Origin of the sequence: Paracraurococcus lichenis (genome assembly GCF_030657435.1) — a bacterium.
Taxonomy (GTDB): domain Bacteria; phylum Pseudomonadota; class Alphaproteobacteria; order Acetobacterales; family Acetobacteraceae; genus Paracraurococcus; species Paracraurococcus lichenis.
On sequence record NZ_JAUTWS010000007.1, the window covers coordinates 174,317 to 192,179 of the forward strand.

Sequence of the window (17,863 nt, forward strand, 5' to 3'; positions counted from 1 at the left end):
CGCGTCGGGCTGACAGGATTCCCACACCCCCCTATATGCCAGCGACATTGCCCGATGACGACATGCCGACCGAAACGGACACCCTCGACCCCCGCCGCCGCCGCCTCCTCTTCCGCGCCCATCACCGCGGCACGAAGGAGGCGGACCTGATGATCGGCCGCTTCGTGGCCAGCAACATCGCCGGTTTCACCGAAGCCGAGCTGGACGAGCTGGAGGCGGTGCTGGAATACCCCGACGTGGACCTGGCCGACTGGCTCTCCGGCCGCCGGCCCATCCCGCCGGAATGCCGCACGCCGATGCTGGACCGCATGGCGGTGGAATGCGCCGGCAGCGGCGCCGGCCTGCCGGAGGAGCTGCGGCCCCGATGAGCGAGACGCGGGAGCGGACCCAGGGGCTCACCGTCCACGGCGCGCCGGAGGGGTTCGACGCCCTGCTGCTGGCGCGGCGGCGGGCGGAGACGGAGGGGCCGGTCCTGCATGTCTGCCGCGACGATGCCCGCACCGCCCGGCTGACGGAGGCGCTGGGCTTCTTCGCGCCCGAGGTCGAGGTGCTGCGCTTCCCGGCCTGGGACTGCCTGCCCTATGACCGCGTCTCGCCGAACCCGGAGATCGTGGCCGAACGCGTCGCCACCCTGACCCGGCTGCTGGAGCCCGGGGACCGGCCGCGCATCGTCGTCACCACGGTCAATGCCCTGGTGCAGAAGGTGCCGCCACGCGAGGCCTTCTCGGGCGCCACCCTGTTCCTGAAGAAGGGGGGGCGGGTGAGGCCGGAGGCGCTGACCGCCTTCCTCGAGGCCAATGGCTATGGCCGCACCGGCACGGTGATGGAGCCGGGCGAATACGCCGTCCGCGGCGGCATCATCGACCTCTTCCCGGCGGGCGAGCCGGATCCGGTCCGCCTCGACCTCTTCGGCGACGAGATCGAGAGCCTGCGCCGCTTCGACACGGGGACGCAGCGGAGCGGCGAGGCGCTGACGGAACTCTGGCTGCGGCCGGTGGGGGAGGTCTTCCTCGACCCCGACTCGATTGCCCGCTTCCGCACGGCCTATCGCGACCTCTTCGGCGCCGCGGCGACGGAGGACCCGCTCTATGTCTCGGTCAGCGCCGGCCGGAAGCATCCCGGCATGGAGCACTGGGCGGGGCTGTTCCACGAGGCGATGGAGACCCTGCTCGACTATCTGAATACCGGTCCTCTGGGGGCCTCGGTCAGCCTGGACAACCAGGCCGACGAGGTGCTGGCCGCCCGCCTCGAGATGATCGAGGACCACTACCAGGCCCGCCGCCAGCCGGTTCGCAGCAGCGAGGGCGAGGTGCCCTACCGCCCGGCGCCGCCCGGCACCCTCTACCTGACGCGCGCCGCCTGGGACCGGATGCTCTCGGGCGGGCCGCTGCTGCGCTTCTTCCCCTTCGCCCAGCCGGATGGGGCGGAGGGCGTCGAGGCCGGCGGCCGCCCCGGCCGGCTCTTCACCGAGGTGCGCAACACCGGTGGCAATGTCTTCCAGGCCTTCGCCGAGCACGCCCAGGTGATGCTGGAACAGGGCCGCCGCCCGGTCGTTGCGGCCTGGACCCGCGGCTCCCGCGAGCGCCTGGGCAACCTGCTGCGGGAGAACCGGGTGGCCGCCCAGGCGGTGGAGAGCTTTGCCGAGGTGGCGAGGCTGCCGAAGGGCGTGGTCGGCCTCGCGGTGCTGGGGCTGGAGCGCGGCTTCCTCGCGCCCGCCACGGCCACCGGCACCGGCTTCGGCCTCTCCGTCGTCGGGGAGCAGGACCTGCTGGGCGAGCGCATCGCCCGCCCGCCGCGCCGGCGCAAGCGCGCCGACCAGTTCATCGCCGATGCCACGGGCATCGAGCAGGGCGACCTGGTCGTTCACCAGGACCACGGCATCGGCCGTTATGACGGCCTCGAGACGCTGCAGGTCAGCGGCGCGCCGCATGACTGCCTGCGGCTGGTCTATGACGGCGGCGACAAGCTCTTCCTGCCGGTCGAGAACATCGAGGTTCTCTCGCGATTTGGGTCTGAAACCCAGGGCGTCGCCCTCGACAAGCTCGGCGGATCGAGCTGGCAGTCGCGCAAGGCCAAGGCCAAGCAGCGCATCCAGGACATGGCCGGGCAGCTCATCCGCATCGCGGCCGAGCGGGCGACGCGCGAGGGCACGCTGGCAGCGCCGCCAGAGGGCGCCTGGGACGAGTTCTGCAGCCGCTTCCCCTTCGCCGAGACCGAGGACCAGCAGCGCGCCATCGGCGACGTGCTGGAGGACCTGGCGGCCGGCCGGCCCATGGATCGCCTCGTCTGCGGCGATGTCGGCTTCGGCAAGACCGAGGTGGCCCTGCGCGCCGCCTTCGTCGTCGCCATGTCCGGCGCGCAGGTGGCGGTGGTGGTGCCGACCACGCTGCTCGCCCGCCAGCACACCCGCACCTTCACGGCGCGCTTCGCCGGTTTCCCGATCGAGGTCGCGCAGCTCTCCCGCATGGTCACCGCCAAGGACGCGGCCAAGGTGCGGGAGGGGCTGAAGGACGGCCGCATCAACATCGTCGTCGGCACCCATGCCCTGCTGGCCAAGGGCGTGGAGTTCGCCGATCTCGGCCTCGTCATCGTCGACGAGGAGCAGCATTTCGGCGTCGCCCACAAGGAGCGCCTGAAGGCGCTGAAGACCGACGTCCATGTCCTGACCCTGACCGCGACGCCGATCCCGCGCACCCTGCAGTTGGCACTGACCGGCGTGCGGGAGATGAGCATCATCGCGACGCCCCCCGTCGATCGCCTCGCGGTCCGCACCTTCATCATGCCCTGGGACGGCGTGGTGCTGCGGGAGGCGATCCAGCGCGAGCGGTTCCGCGGCGGGCAGATCTTCTGCGTCGTCCCCCGGCTCGAGGACATGGAGAAGGTCTCGGCGCGCCTCGCCGAGATCGTGCCGGATGCCCGCGTGGTGCAGGCGCATGGCCAGATGGCGCCGACGCACCTCGAGAAGGTCATGACCGAGTTCGGCGACGGCAAGCACGACATCCTGCTGGCGACGAACATCGTCGAGTCGGGCCTCGACATGCCGGCGGTGAACACGCTGATCATCCACCGCGCCGACATGTTCGGCCTGGCGCAGCTCTATCAGCTCCGCGGCCGGGTCGGGCGCGGCAAGCAGCGCGGCTATGCCTACCTGACCTGGCCCGCCACCCACCGCCTCTCGGCCGCGGCGCAGAAGCGGCTGGAGGTGATGCAGACCCTCGACAACCTCGGCGCCGGCTTCACCCTGGCCTCCCACGACCTTGACATCCGCGGCGCCGGCAACCTGCTGGGCGACGAGCAGTCCGGCCATATCCGCGAGGTCGGCATCGAGCTCTACCAGCAGATGCTGGAGGAGGCGGTGGCCGACCTGAAGGCCGGGCAGGGGAAGAAGAAGTCCGAGCTGGACTATGCCGGCGCCTGGACGCCCAACATCAATCTCGGCCTGCCCGTGCTGATCCCGGAAGGCTATGTGCGCGACCTGCCGGTCCGACTCGGCCTCTACCGCCGCATCGGCGCGCTGGGGACGGAGGCGGAGATCGAGGCCATGGCGGCCGAGCTCGCCGACCGCTTCGGCCCGCTGCCGGCCGAGGTCGAGAACCTGCTGCAGGTGGTCGCCATCAAGGCGCTCTGCCGGGAGGCGGGGGTGGAGAAGGTGGATGCCGGGCCGAAGGGCGTGGTGCTGAGCTTCTTCCGCAACCACTTCCGCAATCCGGCCGGGCTGGTGAGCTGGGTCGCGGCGCAGAAGGGCCTGGTGAAGCTGCGGCCGGACCACAAGCTGGCCCTGCTGCGGGAGATGGGGCTGGAGCAGCGGGTGCGGGTGGCGAAGGACCTGCTGGTGGCGCTGGCGCGGGTGGCGGGGCAGGCCAGGGCGGCCTGATCCGCCAACCCGCGCGCGGATTTCTGCCGGCTGTGTTGCGCGGGCACTAGCGGCAGCGGCAGCGGCGAGGTCATTCCGGCGGCATGTCCGCCGCTGCCCGCCGCACCGACCTCGACCTGCTGCGCGTCCTGGTCTGCTTCACCGTGATCCTGGCGCATGCGCTGCTGATCTTCGCGGAGGAGCCGCGCTACCACGTCAAGAGCGCGGTGCCCTGGCTGCCCGCGACCATCGCCTATGAGGGGTTGCGGATCGCCACCCTGGCGATCTTCTTCACCCTGGCGGGGTGGTCGGCCGTCGCCTCGCTCCGCCGGCGGCCGATGGGGCGCTATGTGCGGGACCGGGTGGCGCGGGTGCTGGTGCCGCTGCTGGCCGGCATCCTGCTGCTCGGGCCGGTGATCAAGTGGATCGAGCTGCGGCAGGGCCGCGACCTCCGCCTCGGCGGGTTCCGGCTGGTGGCGCCGCCGGACTACGGCTTCCTCGAATTCCTGCCGCGCTATCTCACCCGCATGAACCTGATGACCTGGAGCCATCTGTGGTTCCTGGCCTACCTCTTCCTGATCTCGCTGGTCCTGCTGCCGCTGCTGCGCTGGCTGGCGCGGCAGACGCCGGAGGCCTCGGTGCCCGGGCGGGCGATGGCCTATGTCCCGGCCGGGCTGCTGGCGGCGCAGGTGGCGGGGACGGGGGGCTACTGGCCCTTCCTGCCGAACCTGGTGCAGGACGGGGCGAACCTGGCCTATTTCGCGGCCTGCTTCGCCATGGGCGGCGTGCTGGCGGCCTGGCCGGGGCTGGAGGCGCGGCTGCGGGCGGAGGCCTGGGGGCTGCTGGCGCTGGCGGCGGCGGGGCTGGCGCTGGTGGTGCTGGCCGGGCCGGGGCTGATCGGGCGGGTCGGCGTCGGGCTCTGCGCCTGGGGCTGCATCGGCGCGGGGCTCGGCTTTGCCGGGCGGCACCCGCCGCGGCCCTCCCCGCTGCTGGCCTGGCTGGGGGAGGCGACCATGCCCGTCTATGTGCTGCACCACGTGCCGGTGCTGGCGCTGGGGGTGGCGGTGCTGCCGCTGGGGTGGGGGGAGGGGGCTTCGGTGCTCGCCATCGCCGCCGGGGCGACGGTGGCGTCGCTGCTGGCCTACCGGGTGTTGGTGTGGCCGTGGCAGGGGCCGCGGTGGCTGGTGGGGATGACTCAAGCGCGCAGTCGACCACCAGTCATCTTTGCCGACTAAAAGGTTGAAGTTGAGAAGAGCGGAGAAATTGCCTATGAGTAATGAGATACTGCCCCGCGTGTGCCTGATCGGAACATCGAATGGTGTGATGAGGAATGGTTACGCGGCGGAGCTCGCCAAGCAGCCATATTTTTCCTATTTTGAGAACAGATCCATTGGATTTTCTTCGAGTCATCTTTTTTTCTATGCACTAAATCAGAAAAAATTACTTAATTTTGACTATGTCATTCTAGATTTTGCGTGCAACGATGGGTCACTTTTGTACTCGGACGCTCTCTCTGAACAGGAAATTCAGAGTACAGTCAGTGATGCAATTCGTCAAGTTATTATGGCTGGAAGTACACCTATTGTTCTTATACTACCGATCGATGCAGGTTCTTTGACAACCAGTTGGATTCGAAGAGTGTATCGAGACATATGTGAGCGGTCGGGCGTACTTTTTTTTGATGCTTATCATTTCGCTGAAGAGATTCTGAGCTTTGATAGTAGAATCACACAAAATGATCTATTCCAAGATTATATGCACGTTAATATAGCAGTTGCTCAGGGGATAGCTCAAGCTCTTGGTGAGCGGATCAAAGCTGTATGGGATCAAAAAATCTCCAGTAGAAGACATTTGCTGGCAGGACGAGAGTATCGATTTTTTTCGTGTTCCGAGCTGGGAAAAGAGTTGCCGCATCCGGTGATGCGTGCCACGTCACTAGTAAGTGCCTCTGTGCACGATTTCGGTCCGGCAATGGGATACGACGTTTACCTGTCTGACCAGTGGGAACTCGCAGCGGTCGTTATGGACTTCGCCCACAGCGAAGGCGTACTAAGCATTAGCGGTGAAACGAATTTCCGTCTCGGAATTTCCAGCGAGCACTTTAGAGGCGATTCGGATTCGCTAGTTTTTGGGATTTGGCCGCTCCGACACCATGTGAAACCGCATAGAAATTTCCTGAGAATAAATGTACTTCCTAAAACTAACGCGGATGCCGTTGTCGCGGTCTATGACTCGCTAAAACGCTTTCCTCCATCTGCTGCATTGGTAGGATTCGTCGCTTGCCGCGAATTGAATTCAGAACCAAGTTCGTCTGCATCGCATGACGCGATTGAGCTTTCGGAAAAGCTAGCGACAGCGCCCGTCCGGAGCGCTTCTGCCAGCATACTAAGTGCAAACTCAATTAAATAACTTCATATTAACGATCGAGGCTTGTCTCTTCGTGATGTCGCGCCGCCATCTGAACAGCAGCGAAGTGGCGCGACAGCGAGGTATGGGTCACGCCCTTCCGTCGAGCCTCCGCCACCGTATCTGAACTGACAAAAGCAATAGTAGGTGACATCATCGGTGCGCAGGAGAAGCGACGCGAATACAGGCAGTAGCTGGCGAACCAATTGTACTCCCACGGCGCGATGCTCAGCACTTCAGCGAAGCTGCCGCCCTGAGCGGCAAGTTCCTCTTCCATCGCCTGCAGCACGGGGGCGATCAGGAATTGGCTCGGCTGGAAGGCAAGGCTGCGGAGTTCGGCGCCGAAGACAAGGTCCAACAACGGACCGCGGGCTCCCGGCGAGTTGTCCTGCTGCGCCGCAGACGCAGCACGCGCCGCTCTGAGGTCGATCCGCGGCCCGTCCTCAATGGCCAGGACCGGCGGCAGCGTCGGCACCTCAGCCCCTTCGAGTATCCGAAACAGCAGGTCATTACCCGCCTGGTACACGGTATAGACGGGGGAGGCGACGAAGCGTGGTAAGCCGTCGGCGTTCACGAAATCCGCCGGTCCGAAGGGGCGGATGAAGTAGCTGTCGGAGTCCAGAGCGAAGTAGCTGTCCGCGTGACCGGTCCGATGGACCGAAAGCTTGCAGAGCTGCTGATGCACCCAGCCGCCCATGCTGCGGGCGGACACCCCGGTATAGGACTCATCGGTCACCAGGGTGACCCGGTCGTGCCCCCGCAGCACCAGCCGGGCGAGCGCCATGTCGTGGTCCGGCACCGAAACCAGCATGGTCACTGCGGGATCGACGAACCGCTCATAGCTCTCCACAAGCGCGGTCAGGCGGTCGAAGTCGTCCCGGAAACTCTTGCAGAACACCGCACAGCGCATGTGGCTGAACTCCAGGCTGGTCCTCGCCCAGGAGTTTAGCTGCCCGGGCGTAACCTCGCCACTGCGCGTGCTCACTAAAAAGTGGGAATGCCGCGCACATCACCGCGTCGAACCGCGAGGAGGCATGCTCTACCCGGCGCTGATGCCCGTGGCTCGCCAAGCGCCCGCCGCGACGATCAAGCAACCCAATGCCCCGCCGCTGCTACCCCTCCACCAGCGCCACGTCCAGCAGCCGCTCCAGCACCTCCGGCTCCTGCGCCCCGGCGATCGCGTGCCGCCCCGCCACCACGAAGCACGGCACCCCGTTGATGCCCAGCCGATGCGCCCGGAGGTTGTCGGCATGCACCGCCTCCACCTCGGCGACGGTGGCCAGGAAGCGCCGCGCCGCCGCGGCCTCCAGCCCCAGCCGCCCGGCGATGCCGGCCAGCGTCGCCGGGTCGCCGATATCGGCCCCATCCATGAAATAGGCCTCGAACAGCGCCTCCACCATCGCATCCGCCAGGCCGAAGCGGCCGGCCCAGCGCACCAGCCGATGGGCGTCGAGCGAATGCGGCACGCGGCGGATGCGGTCGAAGCGGAACTCCAGCCCCTCCGCCCGGCCGAGCTCGGCGATGGTGCCGTGCAGGCGGCGGGCGCGCTCCTCGCCGCCGAACTTGCGGACGAGGTATTCCTGCCGCGGCACCCCCTGCGGGGCGAGGTCCGGGTTCAGCAGGAAGGGCCGCCAGAGCAGTTCCGCCGCCACGTCCGGCCGGCTGCGCAAGGTCCGCCGCAGCCGGCGGATGCCGAGGAAGCACCAGGGACAGACCAGGTCGAAGACGACCTCGATCGGCAGGCGGGCGCGGGGCGGGGCAAGGATGTTCACCCCGGCAGTCTAGCCGCGCCCCCTGTCCGGAAGCCATCCCGATCCCGGCGCCGCCGCCGGCCGCCTCTCACGCCTTGCGGAAGAGGAACCAGGCATGCTCCTCCCGGTCGCGCATGTCGTAGCCCATGGCCCGCAGCCCGGCCGCCAGCGCGCCGGGATGGATGTCGGGCTCCGGCTCCCGGGCCTCGAAGAGGCCGGCGGCCTCGGTCGCGAAGCCGGCCGACTCCGCCAGGCCCAGCACCTCGCGCGGGCTGTATTCACGCACGGTCTCGGGATCGCCGAAGACCTGCCGCCGTCGCAGCAGCCGCCCGATCGCCTGCAGGGAAGTCGGGTTGGGCGTGGTCACCACCAGGCAGCCGCCCGGCCGCAGGACCCGCTGCGCCTCGGCGAAGAGGTGCCGCGCGCCGGCCGGACGATCGCCCGCTGCTGCCGCCGCCGCGCCGGGGACGGCGTGGTCCGGCAGGCGCTGCAGGACCTCGAGCGCCAGCACCGCATCGACGCTGGCATCGAGCGGGGGGAGGGGATGCCGATGGTCGAGCGGCAGCCACCGCAGCGCCGCGCCCCGCTCCTCCTCGAGATACCGGCCGATCGGGGAAGGCTCGCCAAGCTCGGCCACCTCGCGCGCCCGCAGCAGCGGCCCCGCCACGCGCTGCCATGTCTCGAGGGCGAGGACGCGGTCCCGCGCGGGCGATTCCGCCTGCTCCTGCCTCGCCAGCCAGCCCTCCAGATCGCCCGTCGCGGCCTGGCCGTGGCAGCCTGCGACCTCGGCGGCAAGCCGGCGCAGCAGGTCCGGCAGCGCCGCCTGCGCCTCGGACCCGGCCGGCGCGGCGACGGCGAACCATGGCACCGAGGGATCGTCCCAGTCCGCCGGCCCGAACGCGCGCCCGAGTATGTCCGTCAGTTGGTAGCCCAGTTGCTCGAACAGCGCGAAGAAGGCCGCCGCATCGTAGTCATGCGCCCTCGCCGCGATCTCGCGCGAGTGGTGGAAGACCAGCACCGGCCGATGCGCCGCGACCGCCCGCGCGGCGCCGCGCAGCGCCGGCACCTCGCCGCCCTGCAGGTCGAGTACGCCGAGGCGCCAGGGCCGCGTCGCGCCGGCCAGCAGGTCGTCGATGGTGGCGAGGGTGACCGGGATCTCGGCGATCTCGGGCGTCATCGGATAGGGGCGGGGCCGCAGCGCGCTGTAGCCTTCGGCATTGCACACCCACAGGAAATCCGCCTCGCCGGCCTGCTCGGCCAGCGCCACGCGATGCACCGCCATGTGCGGCATGCCGCGCCGCCGCCGCTCGATCCGCAGCCGCTCGGCCAGCCCGGGAATCGGCTCGCAGGCGATGACGCGGCCGCTCTCGCCGACCAGTCCGGCCATGGCGAAGGCATACCGGCCCTGGCCGGCGCCGCCGTCGAGCGCGAGGTCACCGGGCCGCAGCAGGGCGCGGCACAGCCGGGCGACGATGTCCTGGTAGGCCTCGCCGTTGCCGATCAGCCGCGACGGATCCCACGACGCCTCGCCCATGTCCTGACGCACCATGCCTGTCTGCGACGGCCGGGCCAGCATCCCGGCCGGGGGCGCCGGATCGGCCCCGGGAGGCCACTAGCAGAAAGCGGCGCAGGCTGGCGAATTGCGGGCGCCGCCGAGCCGCCGTCAGGAATTGACGACGATGCGGCTGCCGCCGGCCTCCTGCGCGGCGGCCAGCGCCGCCGTCGCCCGCGCCATGAGGTCGTCGGCCGAACTGCCCGGCCCGCGCCCGAAGGCCAGGCCGATGCTGCAGCGGAGGGCGAGCGGGCCCGTCCCCGTCGCGACCGGCGTTGCCTCCAGCACCCGCCGCAGCCGTTCCGCCGCAGGCCTCGCTTCGGCGGTGAAGATCTCCGGCAGGCAGACGGTGAAGCCCGCCGGCAACCGCCCGACCAGGTCATGCGTGCGCAGCCCGGCCCGCAGCCGGTCGGCGACGCCGAGCAGCGCGGCATCCGCCACCGCCGGGCCGTGGCTGACCTCGATCAGGCTCAGGCCGTCGATGCCGACGGCGAAGAGCACCACGCTCGGCCCATGCGATTCGGAGAGATCGAGCGCCGCCTCCAGGAAGCGCCGGGTCGCTTCGGCCGTCGCGGTGCCCGTCAAGGGGTCCCGCAACTCGCGCAAGTCCTTGCTTGTCATCATGTCTCGGCGCCAGGGTGTGCCCACCCGCATGAAACCCGTTCTCGTTTCCAAACAATGAATATGCGACGATTCGTTGCTCGCAAGGCGGCATTGCAACCGGCGCGATGCGCGTGCGCCGCGTCACAGCCCGGCCTGGCGCGGCGCGGTCGCGCCAAACTTGTCGCGGCGCAACGCGTCTAGGGTCACGCGGTCGAGACCTGTGGTGCTCCGATGCCGGGCGAGGATGACAGCTTCGATGCTGTGGTCGACCTGCTCTACGATGCGGCAGCCGGGATCACCGGCTGGGAAGCGGCGCTGAACACGCTGGTCCGGGACTTCGACGCGACGGTCGGCGCCTTCAGCATCGTCGGGCCGCATCTGCCCGGCCGCATCCTGCATACCGGCACCGACCCGGTCCTCGTCGCCCGCTACCTGGAGCGGCATGCCGGCCGCAATGAGCTGGCGCTGCGCACCTCGACGCTGCCGGCCGGCGCCGTCGTCACCGACGCGGATATCATGCCGAAGGGCGAGTTCATGCGCATGTCCTTCTATCAGGACTGCCTGCAGCCGGCCGGCCTGCATGCGCTGATGAACTGCCGCGCCGCGCAGCAGCCGAACGGGCTGCTGGCGAATATCTGCCTGTTCCGCACCGCCGCGCAGGGCGATTTCGGGCCGGCAGAGGTCGCGCGCTACCGCCGTCTCGCACCGCATCTCTGCCGCGCCGCCGCGGTCGAGATCCGCGTGGCGGAAGCCGAGGGCGAGCGCCATGCGCTGGCCGAGGCGCTGGAGCGGCTGTCCGCCGCGGCCTTCGTGGTGGACGCCGCCGCCACGGTGCTGCGGGCGAATGCCGCCGGTGCCGCGCTGCTCGCGGCGCGCGACGGGCTGCAGAACGACAATGGTGGCGGCGGCGCGCTGCGCGCCGCGTTGCCATCCGACACCGCGGCGCTGCGCCGGCTGGTGGCCGCGGCCAATGGCGCGGGGCAGGGCGTCCAGGGCGGGACGCGGCTCTGCCTCGCGCGGCCGGCGCCGCGGCCACCGCTGGTGGTGACCGTGCTGCCGCTCGGCGCCTGCGGCGGCGCGGCATCCGGCCTGCCGCCGGCGGCGGTGGCACTGCTGCTCGCCGCCTCGCCCGGACTGCCGGCGGAGCCGCCGCCGACCGGCCTGCTGCGCGATGCCTTCGGCCTGACGCGGGCGGAGGCGGAGGTCGCGGCGCATGCCGCGCTGGGCGAGGACGCGGTGACCATCGCCGCCGCGCTCGGCATCACGCAGGGCACCGCGCGGCTGCACCTGCACCGCGTCTTCGAGAAGACCGGCGTTCGACGCCAGGCGGAGCTCTGCGCGGTGCTCGCCCGCCTCGCGCCGTGACCCGGCGGGCGGGCAGAGCCTGGCCGTCCGGCCCCTCATCGGGCTGGGCATGGTCGCGGCGCGGCCCATATGCTGCGGACCTCGGGGAGGAGGTCCGACATGCAACCGCGCCGGCCCAGGCTGCCGCCGCTGCGCCGTGCCGCGGCCCTGTTGCTGGCGCCCATCCTCGCCGGATGCACGGCGCCGCCGGGCGACGCCACGGCGCCGCCCGGCTTCTCCGCCGATACCTTCACCCGCGACGGGCTGGTCAGCGGCGCGACCGCGACCGAGGCGGGCTGCCGCGCCCTGCCGGATGCGGTCTGGATCGAGGCGCGGGGCCGGCGCGAATGCCTGCGCTACGCCGTTGGCGGCACCGGCCATGGCGCGACCACCGCGATCGTCTACATCCCGGGCGACCCCGCCGGCATCGCCTACCGCTATGCCGGCGGGCGCATGCAGGTGGACCGCGTCAACCCCATCTACGAGGCGACGGCCGAGTCGCGCCGCGTGGCGGCCGAGACGCTGGCGGGCGCCATGGAGGGCGTGCCGGTCTTCCTGATGGCGCGACCGGGCATGTACGGCTCCTCCGGCAATCATGGCGAGGACCGCCACACCCTGGCGGAGGTCGACCTGCTGGACGCCGCGCTGACGGCGCTGAAGCAGCGCCACGGCCTCCGGGACTTCGTGCTGTCCGGCTTCTCCTCCGGCGGGCTCATCGTCGCCAACCTGCTGGCGCGGCGGCACGACATCCGCTGCGCCGTCATCGCCTCGGCGCCGCTCGACCTCACGCTCTTCCATCGCGGCCCGAACGGGATGCTGACGGAGGATTTCGCGCTGCGCGAGGCCGCGCTCGCCGATCCCATGCGCTCGGTGGACGAGATCCGGCCGGGCGCCGAGATCTTCGTCATCGGCGACAGCCGCGACCGCAGCGTGCCGCATGCCGCCTGGGGCGCCTGGGTCCGGGCGGCGCGCGCCGAGGGCCTGTCGGTGACGGAGGCGGCGATCCGCGGCGGCGACCGGCCGGAACTCGGCGGCGGGCCGACCTACCACATCACCGCGCGCTGGAGCCTGGAGGTGGCCTATGGCTGCGCCACCGGCTGGACGGCGGAGCGGCTGCGCGCCGCGCTGCAGGCGGGCACGCCGATCCTGCAGCCGCGGGGGCAAAGGCTGAGCGGGGCGGAGATCCGCGCCGCCTTCGCGGGGCAGCGGCTGGAGGGGGTGACCTGGTCCCACTGGGGCACCCGCGCCGCGCTCTCGACCGTCTGGGGCGAGGGCGGGCAGCGCGACCAGTACCAGCCGGCACACCCCGGCCAGCGCCTGGCCAGCCAGCGCTGGTGGGTGGAGGGGGACCGGCTCTGCGTGGAGGGGGAGGGATGCCACGCCGTGCTGCGCGACGGGCGCTTCCTGACCCTGGTCGAGGGCGAGCCGACGCGGCTTCTCGCGACCTATGTGGAGGGGCCCGCGGACGGGCAGGCCGTCGCCGGCCGGGCGGGGCCGGGTGCCGCGCTGGCGGACAGGGTGGGATTCGAACCCACGGTGGGCGTGAACCCACGGCGGTTTTCAAGACCGCTGCCTTAAACCACTCGGCCACCTGTCCAGCGCCCGCGCGGCGCAGATGCGGCGAGGCGCATGGCCGGGTCAAGCCCGGCCATGCCGGAAAGGCCGGGCGGGGCCTATTCCCCGGCCAGCCGCGCCGCCATCATCGGCGCGCCGAGACGCATCAGCCCGTTCACGTCGCCCGCCCGGTCCAGGTTGACGGCGGCATCCGCGAGCTGCGTCGCCCGCTCCCGGCCCAGCACCGCATCGGCTAGGCCGTGGAACTTCGCCCGCAGCTCGGCCTCGGTCAGGAAGTTCTCCGGCTCGCCCTTCGCCACCTTAACGATCTTGGTGAAGCTCTGGCCGCGCGCCTTCACCGTCAGCTTGCCCGCCATGTAGGTCGGGAAGAGCGCCTGCATCTCCGGGTCCTCGACGCAGTCGATCTTCGGCAGCAGGCTGCGGATCACCGGGTCCTGCAGATGGGCATAGCTGTCCCAGCCCATATGGCCATGGGCCAGGCCGCAGCTCACCACGAAGGGGCCGCTGAACTGGCCGTCCACGACATTCTGCGGGTTCTGCTTGTAGGCCAGCGGCGCGCCGACCAGCAGCATGCCCTTGTTGGGCAGGCCCATGGTGACGCTCTCGATCTCCTCCGGCTGCAGGTTGTGCTCGGCGCGCAGCGCGATGGCCGCATCGACGCAGGCATGGCCATAGCGGCAGGACGGGTAAGGCTTCACCGCGGTCTGCATCAGCTCGAACTCGGTGCCTAGGCCCTTGAGCGCGCGCTCCGGCACCGGGTTCGGGGCATAGGCGCGGAGGAACCCGGCCTTGCCCTCGAAGGCTTCGGCGGCGCCGCGGAAGCCCTGGCGGGCCAGCGTCGCGGCGGCGAGCCCGTTCATGGCGGACCAGCCGACCTGGAAGCGCTTGGTCCAGGCACCGTTGGCGAGGAACTGCAGCGAGCCTGCCGCCTGCGAGAGGGCGATGCCGAAGGCATCCTCGATGGCCTTGGCGGAGAGGCCGAAGACCCGCGCCGCCGCTGCCGCCGCGCCGAAGGCGCCGCAGGTCGCCGTCGGGTGGTAGCCACGGTCGTAGTGGTCGCCGCCGGGCAGCGCGAGGGCGAGCCGGCAGGTCACCTCGTAGCCCGCGACGATGGCCGAGAGCGCGGTCCGGCCATTGGCGCCCGCCATCTCGGCCGCGGCCAGCGCCGCCGGGATCACCGGCGCGCCCGGATGCAGCGTGCCGGCGGCATGGGTGTCGTCGAAATCGAGGGAATGGGCCAGCGCCCCGTTCAGCAGCGCCGCGCCGGCCGGCGTGTAGCGGGCGGAATCGCCAAGCACGGCGGAGCCGCCGGCGGCGAGGCCGAGGGCGCGCACCGCCTCCAGCAGCGGCGCGGTGCTCTCGGCATCGTGCCGGCCGCGGACGATGTTGCCGACGAGGTCGAGGACGAGGAAGCGCGTGCGCTCCTGCACCTCGGCCGGCAGGGCGGCGAAGTCGAGGCTGGCGCAGTATTCGGCGAGGGTGGCGGTGACGGCGGCCATGGCGGTCCTCCCAGAGATTGCCGCGATCCTAGGCCCCGCCCGCGGCGGGGCCAAGCGCCGCAACTCTGCGTTGCGCACAGCCCCGCCCGCATGGCATTGCCCCGCGCCATGGTCTCACGGCGCATATTCTTCGGCGGAGTCGGCAGCCTCGCCGCCTCGGCCGCTCTCGCCCAGGGTGGTTTCGACGCCTTCCTCGAAGGGGTCCGCGCCGAGGCGCGGCGGGCCGGCATCTCCGCCGGCACCCTGCAGCGGGCGCTGGCCAATCTCCGCCCGAACCAGCGCGTCATCGAGCTGGACCGGAAGCAGCCGGAGGGCTTCCTGACCTGGGAGGAGTACCGCGACCGGATCATGCTCAGCCCGACGCGGATCCAGAACGGCCAGCGGAACTACGCGGAGAACCGCAGCCTGCTCGGCGCCATCGAGGCGCGCTACCGGGTCTCGCCCCGCGTCGTCGTCGCCATCTGGGGGGTCGAGACGAATTTCGGCGGCAATACCGGCGGCTTCGGGGTGATCGAGGCGCTGGCGACGCTGGCCTGGGAGGGCCGCCGCGCCGAGTATTTCCGCAAGGAACTGCTGGCCGCGCTCCGGGTGCTGGAGGGCGGGCACATCGCGGTCGCCCGCATGACCGGAAGCTGGGCCGGCGCCATGGGCCAGTGCCAGTTCATGCCGACCAATTTCGAACGCATGGCGGTGGATTTCGACGGCGACGGGCGCCGCGACATCTGGGACAGCCGGGCGGATGCGCTCGCCTCCATCGCCCACTACTTCCAGAAATCCGGCTGGCGGGAGGGCGAGCCCTGGGGCCGCGCCGTCCTGCCGCCGCCGGGCTTCGCCCTGGACGGCGCCGATACCGAGAGCGCGCGGAGCCTGCGCGACTGGGCGCGGCTCGGCTTCCGCTCCGAGGATGGCAGCCCGCTGCCGGGCTCGGAGCTCGAGGCGCGGCTGGTGCTGCCGAACCGCACCAACGGGCAGGTCTTCCTCGGCCACCACAACCTCCGGGTCATCCGCCGCTACAACCCGCCGGTCAATTACGGCCTCGCGGTCGGCCTGCTCTCCGACCGCTTCGGATGAGGCTCGCTGCCCTGGGCTTGGCCCTGGCGCTCGCCGCCTGCGAGCGCGCGCCGGCACCGAAGCCCGATGCCCGCTACATGCTGGGCGAACCCTATAGCCTCCGCGGGCTCTGGTCCTACCCGAAGGAGGAGTTCGGGCGGGTGGAGACCGGCCTCGCCGCCGTGCTGCCGGACCGCCGCGCCGGGCGGCGCACCGCCAATGGCGAGATCTTCGACCCGGACCGGCTGGTCGGCGCCCACCGCACCCTGCAGCTTCCGGCCATCGTCACGGTCTGGAACCTGGAGACGGGGCGCGAGCTGCGGCTGCGGGTGAACGACCGCGGGCCGGCGCAGCCCGGGCGGGTGATCGGCCTCTCGGCCCGCGCCGCCGCGCTGCTCGGCATCCCGCCCGGCGGGGCGGCGCAGGTGCGCGTCGCGGTCGAGGACGCGCCGAGCCGGGCGCTCGCCCGCGCCCTGCCGAGCACCGAGCGCCTCGGCCCGCAGGTGGAGGCGGTGCAGGTCGGCACGGTCGAGCGCGAGAGCCTGCCGCCGCCGCCCGGCGCCCGCCAGGCGGAGCGGGTGCGCGAGGCGCCGCGCGGCCCGGCGGTCGCCACCCTCGCGGCCGGCAGCCGGGACCTGCCGCCGGATCCGCTGCCGGAGCAGGTGGTGCAGCGCGCCGCCATGCCCGGCCATCTCTACGTGGAGGCCGGCAGCTTCTTCCGCCGCGACCTCGCGCTGCGCCAGGCATCGCGGATCGGCGCCCGGGTGGAGCCCTTCGGGGAGGGCCGAACGCCGCAATGGCGCGTGCGGCTGGGACCGTTCCGCGACGTGGCGGCCGCGGACCGCGCCGTCGCCGCGGTGCTGTCCGCCGGCTTGCCGGAGGTTAAGCTTCTGGTCGAGTAGTCCGCGCCAAACGCTTGAGCGCAAGCGGCCCGCGGGCGTATGCGGTGCTGCGAGAGACCCACCGGAGTCACGCCCCGCCATGAGTTCCCGCGCCGACACCAGGGGCACCACCCGCCGCGCCGTCCTGCTGCCCGCCGCGGCGCTCGCCGCCGGCGCCCTGCCGCTGCCCGCCCTGGCGCAGTCGCGCGCGCAGGCGCCCGGCCGCCCCGGCGCCAATCGCCAGCCCGCGCCGCCGCCGGGTTCGCCCGCCACCACGCCGCTCGGCCCCTTCGAGACCATCGCCCGGCAGGCGCTGATCATCGATGCCGATACCGACGCCGTGCTGCTGGAGAAGAACGCGGACGAGCGGATGCCGCCTTCCTCCATGTCGAAGCTGATGACGATGTATGTCGTTTTCGACATGCTGAAGAAGGGCAGGCTGCAGCTCGACCAGCAGCTTCCGGTCAGCGAGCGCGCCTGGCGCATGGGCGGCAGCAAGATGTTCGTCCAGATCGGCAACCAGGTGCCGGTCGAGGCGCTGATGCGCGGAGTCATCGTGCAGTCCGGCAATGATGCCTGCGTGGTCTTTGCCGAGGCGATCAGCGGCTCCGAGCAGCAATTCGCCGAGCTGCTGAACCAGACGGCGAAGGAGATCGGGCTGACCGACAGCACCTTCCGCAACGCCACCGGCTGGCCGGACCCGGAGCACCGGATGACCTGCCGCGACCTGGCCCGGCTGGCCAGGCGGCTGATCAGCGACTTCCCCGAATACTACCGAATCTATAACGAGCGCAGCTTCACCTGGAACAACATCAGCCAGGAGAACCGCAACCCGACCCTGGCGCGCGTCCCGGGCGCCGATGGCCTGAAGACCGGCCATACCGAGGAGGCCGGCTACGGCCTGACCGCGAGTGCGAAGCGCGGCGATCGCCGGCTGATCCTGGTCTTCAACGGCCTGCCCAGCATGAAGGCGCGGGCGGAGGAGAGCGAGCGGCTGCTGGAATGGGGCTTCCGCGAGTTCGAGAACGTCGTGCTCTTCCGCGCCAGCGACGTGGTGGAGGAGGTGCCGGTGCATCTCGGCAGCAGCCGTACCGTGCCGCTGGTCGGCGGCAAGGACATGGTCGTGACCCTGCCGCGCAACTGGCGGAACCGGCTGCAGGCCCGGCTGCGCTACGAGACGCCGGTCGTCGCCCCGGTGCTGAAGGGCCAGGAGCTCGGCCGGCTGGAGGTGAGCGGCCAGGGCGTGCCGACCCTGTCGCTGCCGCTGCTGGCCGGCGCCGATGTCGACCGGCTGGGCCTGATCCCGCGCATCCCCGCGGTGATCGGCTCCTGGATCGCGGGCAGCTAGC

General features: G+C 71.0%; 13 protein-coding genes and 1 tRNA gene. 8 read left to right on the forward strand and 6 right to left on the reverse strand.

Annotated elements, in window-relative coordinates:
• Positions 1-62 precede the first annotated feature (62 nt).
• The 4 genes from Q7A36_RS09715 (at position 63) to Q7A36_RS09730 (ending at position 6,262) form a co-directional block, all read left to right on the forward strand.
• Positions 63-368, forward strand: a complete 306-nt coding sequence (locus tag Q7A36_RS09715) for a succinate dehydrogenase assembly factor 2 (RefSeq protein WP_305103485.1) — start codon at positions 63-65, stop codon at positions 366-368.
• Positions 365-3,874: a transcription-repair coupling factor gene (gene mfd, locus Q7A36_RS09720; protein WP_305103486.1), complete on the forward strand. Its 3,510-nt coding sequence runs from the start codon at positions 365-367 to the stop codon at positions 3,872-3,874. The genes Q7A36_RS09715 and mfd overlap by 4 nt, the downstream gene beginning before the upstream one ends.
• 83 nt (positions 3,875-3,957) lie before the next feature.
• The gene (locus tag Q7A36_RS09725) at positions 3,958-5,088 is read left to right on the forward strand and encodes an acyltransferase family protein (RefSeq protein WP_305103487.1); all 1,131 of its coding nucleotides are present in this window, start codon (positions 3,958-3,960) and stop codon (positions 5,086-5,088) included.
• Positions 5,089-5,122: 34 nt separating this feature from the next.
• A complete protein-coding gene (locus Q7A36_RS09730) occupies positions 5,123-6,262 on the forward strand; it encodes an SGNH/GDSL hydrolase family protein (protein WP_305103488.1) in 1,140 nt (379 codons plus the stop codon).
• A 7-nt stretch (positions 6,263-6,269) separates the two neighbouring features.
• Here Q7A36_RS09730 and Q7A36_RS09735 read toward each other — a convergent pair whose 3' ends face one another.
• From Q7A36_RS09735 to Q7A36_RS09750, 4 genes are all read right to left on the reverse strand, one after another.
• Complete coding sequence (locus Q7A36_RS09735; protein WP_305103489.1) at positions 6,270-7,169, reverse strand: DUF6492 family protein; 900 nt, start codon at positions 7,167-7,169, stop codon at positions 6,270-6,272.
• Between the two features lie 202 nt (positions 7,170-7,371).
• Positions 7,372-8,031, reverse strand: coding sequence for a DsbA family oxidoreductase (locus tag Q7A36_RS09740; RefSeq protein WP_305103490.1), 660 nt, complete (start codon positions 8,029-8,031; stop codon positions 7,372-7,374).
• Between the two features lie 67 nt (positions 8,032-8,098).
• Complete coding sequence (locus Q7A36_RS09745) at positions 8,099-9,559, reverse strand: class I SAM-dependent methyltransferase (protein ID WP_305103491.1); 1,461 nt, start codon at positions 9,557-9,559, stop codon at positions 8,099-8,101.
• Positions 9,560-9,673: 114 nt separating this feature from the next.
• Complete coding sequence (locus Q7A36_RS09750) at positions 9,674-10,186, reverse strand: GGDEF domain-containing protein (protein ID WP_305103492.1); 513 nt, start codon at positions 10,184-10,186, stop codon at positions 9,674-9,676.
• Positions 10,187-10,396: 210 nt separating this feature from the next.
• Between Q7A36_RS09750 and Q7A36_RS09755 the strand changes: the two genes are divergently transcribed.
• The gene (locus Q7A36_RS09755) at positions 10,397-11,530 is read left to right on the forward strand and encodes a helix-turn-helix transcriptional regulator (RefSeq protein ID WP_305103493.1); all 1,134 of its coding nucleotides are present in this window, start codon (positions 10,397-10,399) and stop codon (positions 11,528-11,530) included.
• A 1,486-nt stretch (positions 11,531-13,016) separates the two neighbouring features.
• On the opposite strand, the gene Q7A36_RS09760 is transcribed toward Q7A36_RS09755, so the two are convergent.
• A tRNA-Ser gene (locus tag Q7A36_RS09760) sits at positions 13,017-13,106 on the reverse strand.
• A 76-nt stretch (positions 13,107-13,182) separates the two neighbouring features.
• On the reverse strand, positions 13,183-14,583 hold the full coding sequence (locus tag Q7A36_RS09765) for an MmgE/PrpD family protein (protein WP_305103494.1): 1,401 nt from the start codon (positions 14,581-14,583) through the stop codon (positions 13,183-13,185).
• A gap of 90 nt (positions 14,584-14,673) precedes the next feature.
• Between Q7A36_RS09765 and Q7A36_RS09770 the strand changes: the two genes are divergently transcribed.
• From Q7A36_RS09770 to Q7A36_RS09780, 3 genes are all read left to right on the forward strand, one after another.
• Positions 14,674-15,654: a lytic murein transglycosylase gene (locus tag Q7A36_RS09770; RefSeq protein WP_305103495.1), complete on the forward strand. Its 981-nt coding sequence runs from the start codon at positions 14,674-14,676 to the stop codon at positions 15,652-15,654.
• Entirely contained in the window at positions 15,651-16,535 is an 885-nt protein-coding gene (locus Q7A36_RS09775) for a septal ring lytic transglycosylase RlpA family protein (protein WP_305103496.1), read from the forward strand. The genes Q7A36_RS09770 and Q7A36_RS09775 overlap by 4 nt, the downstream gene beginning before the upstream one ends.
• A 79-nt stretch (positions 16,536-16,614) precedes the next feature.
• Positions 16,615-17,862 (forward strand): D-alanyl-D-alanine carboxypeptidase family protein, encoded by a 1,248-nt coding sequence (locus tag Q7A36_RS09780; RefSeq protein ID WP_305103497.1) that lies wholly within the window; start codon positions 16,615-16,617, stop codon positions 17,860-17,862.
• Position 17,863 lies beyond the last annotated feature (1 nt).